This is a genomic window from Hymenobacter elongatus, assembly GCF_004745955.1.
GTDB lineage: Bacteria > Bacteroidota > Bacteroidia > Cytophagales > Hymenobacteraceae > Hymenobacter > Hymenobacter elongatus.
The window spans coordinates 1-2,836 of sequence record NZ_SRLD01000088.1 but is presented as its reverse complement, the minus strand read 5'-3'; the positions used below and the strand labels follow the sequence as shown (position 1 = coordinate 2,836).

Annotated in this window: 3 protein-coding genes and 1 pseudogene; 1 reads left to right on the top strand and 3 read right to left on the bottom strand. The window is 58.4% G+C overall.

The genetic code is table 11. From position 1 onward, the window contains the following. Positions 1-258: 258 nt before the first annotated feature. From E5J99_RS20800 to E5J99_RS21940, 3 genes are all read right to left on the bottom strand, one after another. Entirely contained in the window at positions 259-645 is a 387-nt protein-coding gene (locus tag E5J99_RS20800) for an IS1 family transposase (protein WP_210114504.1), read from the bottom strand. Positions 646-759: 114 nt separating this feature from the next. Beyond that, complete coding sequence (locus tag E5J99_RS22375) at positions 760-957, bottom strand: IS1/IS1595 family N-terminal zinc-binding domain-containing protein (protein WP_449549677.1); 198 nt, start codon at positions 955-957, stop codon at positions 760-762. Between the two features lie 607 nt (positions 958-1,564). Beyond that, positions 1,565-1,708 carry a hypothetical protein gene (locus tag E5J99_RS21940; RefSeq protein WP_245319167.1) on the bottom strand — a complete coding sequence of 48 codons (144 nt, stop codon included), beginning with the start codon at positions 1,706-1,708 and terminating at the stop codon, positions 1,565-1,567. Here E5J99_RS21940 and E5J99_RS22355 point away from each other — a divergent pair. Then, a pseudogene (locus tag E5J99_RS22355) lies at positions 1,659-2,746 on the top strand (IS3 family transposase). The gene E5J99_RS21940 and the pseudogene E5J99_RS22355 overlap by 50 nt on opposite strands. The last annotated feature ends 90 nt before the right edge of the window (positions 2,747-2,836 follow it).

The window sequence follows — 2,836 nt, the reverse complement described above, 5'->3', positions numbered from 1 at the left end:
TGCAAAGGTAACACCCTTCGTCGCCACTTTCCAAACACTACAGCTGAAAAAGTTTCGCCGACTGGCAGCTCCCTCGCCTCCTCTCGATTCGGGAGGACAAAGGTAACGCCACACCCCGCTTTTCCAAGATATGCCGCCTATATTTTTCAGCTTTATTCGCCTTGAAAACGAAAAGAGCTTGACAAACAAATGTTTGCCTTCTATCAGTCCGATTCCTTCTTCCTAATTAAAGCGGTGGTGGTAAAATAGCAGGTGATATTAGGTTGGCGTTAGGCGGCGATTATGCTCGTCGATGACGAGTTGGATGCGGACGTGATGCATGGCGAGGGAGCGGCTGAAGGAACAGGTCCTGCGCACGAGTACGGCGCACTTTTGGCGTAGCGAGCAATTAATGGCTTCCACGATGCTGGTTTGCCCACTGCCTTTGGGACTGGGGCGATGCGCCCCTTGGGGTAGGACGTGGCCATAGGCCTCCCACTCATCGGTAAAGTACCAGGTGCCCGTGCGGTACTGCTCGGGTAAGGCCTCCCACAAGAGCCGGGCCGTCGCCGCGCCCCGACAGCCCAACACCCAGGCCACGATGCGGCGCGTGTGCCGCTCCACAGCCAGCCAGAGCCATACTTTTGCGCTTTTTGCGCCCGACAAAGGTCCACATTTCATCGAGTTCAAGTACGCGTGGGCGACTTGGTTTCGGCCGCAGCTGCGGCGTGGCCGCCACTTTTTTTGCCAGGCGCACAATCGTCGGGCGCGAGACACCGGTCAGGCGCACAATCGCGCGTTGCGAGACCCGCTCAAGCAGCAACTGGGCCACGTGCGGGCTTTGCCGGGGGCAGCGGGCGAAAACACGGCCTGGTAACGACAGGCCGTGCACTGATACTTGGCTTGCCCTTTCAGGCTCCCATTTTTGCGCACGGCCGTACTGCCGCACTTGCCACACGTTAGCGTTGTCTGAAGCATCCGCCCAAGATTAAGAATCACCTACTACTTTACCACCGCCATTAAAGTGGGGTAGTCGAGTAAAGACGGACAGGGAGCTAAGGTAAGTTAGTTTTCAAGTCGTGTTCAAATTGGTGGGGCGGACGCTGCCGCCACTGAGAGGAGCCGGCCGAGCTCACGGCCAACTGGCGGCAAAAGCACCTTCCCCGGCCAGTGCTCGCTGCACGCTCGAAACAACTGGTAGCGGCTCATCCCGGAGACGGTTGGGAGATAATGTACCTGCCGCAGGTACTGGGTACGACTTTTTTAAAATGTCGCGCTCCATTTCCACGCGCTTTAGGTCGGCGCGCTCGGCGCTGCCGGGCACCGGCCGCCACCTGGCATACGCACTTGGCCTTGAACACCGGCGTGTATTTCTTGCCAGTGGCGAGCAACCTGCCAGCATCCTGTTTCTCAGTCATGGCCCGTGGATGATAAGACTTCACACTGGCCATGTTAGCTAGGGGGTGTTCTCAGTTAAGGTATAGCGTGGCGATACGTGCGCAGAGAAAGTCCTCAAAGGAAGCATCGAGTTTATCGTAGCGGGTAGCTAGGTGTCGATGCTGTTTTAGTTTGCTCACTGTCTGTTCTATGTGGTGGCGCTGGGCGTAAGCGCAGGGGGCAAAATGAGGAACACGACGCCTGGGGTGGGTGGAATAACGGCCTGGGCCTCGGCGGCAGCGATGAACGACAAGGGCGTGGCCGTTGCGGAGGTCTGCCGGAAGATGGGCATTAGCGAGGCCACCTGCTATAACTGGCAGAAGAAGTATGGTGGGCTGGGTGTTCCCGAGACGCGCTGCCTCAAGCAATTGCAGGAGGAGAACCAGCAGCTCAAACAGCTAGTGGCGGACCTGAGCCTGGACAAGCAGATGCTGCCGCACGTGCTCAAACAACTTTCTAAAGCCCATGCAGCGTCGGCACGCGGCTCACCATCTGATCGACGCCTACCATTTCGGCTCGATGGGCCTGCCAGGTCGTGTCGCTGCAGCGTTCGAGCTGGTACTACCGGCCACACGGGCGGGATGACGCGGTGTTGCGCCGCCGGTTGCGGGAACTGGTGCAGGTGCGCGTGCGCTACGGTTGCCAACGCCTGTTTACGCTCTTGCGCTGGGAAAGCTTGCCCGACAAGCACAAGCGCGTACATTGCCTCTACTGCCTGGGAGGGCTGCATGTCCGCAGAAAGCAGCCCAAACGCAGCCGGGGCCGCCGCCCACTGGCTGGAGCGGGTGGAACTGTAACGGCCGCATCAGAGCTGGGGTATGGATTTCGTGGCTGATGTGCTCTTCGACGGACGTAAGATTCGTGCCTTAACGATAGTCGATAAGCTGTAGTCGCCAGTGCCTGGCCATCCACGTCGGGCAGTCGCTCAAAGGCGCGGATGTGGTGGCAGTGGGGAACAGGTTGCAGCAAGCGCTGGGTGTAGCACCTGAGCGCATACAGGTTGACAACGGCAGCGAGGTCCTCCGCAAAGCCCGGGACAAACGGGCCTACGAGCAGCAGGTCACGCTGGACTTCTCGCGGCCCGGCAAACCGACTGACAACTCGTATAGTAAGCCCTTTCAACGGCAGCTTCCAGCAGGAGTGTTTGAACGTGCACTGATTTTTGTCGCTGACCGATGCGCAGTCAACAATCGAGCAGTGGCGGCAGGAATACAACGGCTTCCGGCCCCATCGCTCGCTGGATAATGTAACGCCCGATCAGGTAACGGCCGCCACTACCGTCGAGCTTCAGAATGACCTCCTCCCAAGAAACTGGTCCACGCTAAAGTAGAGAAATCAGGCCCTTGTTGTATCTTAAACCAAGAGACATGCGCCATGAAAAAGACGAAGTTTACCGAGGCCCAGATCGTGTTTGCCCTGC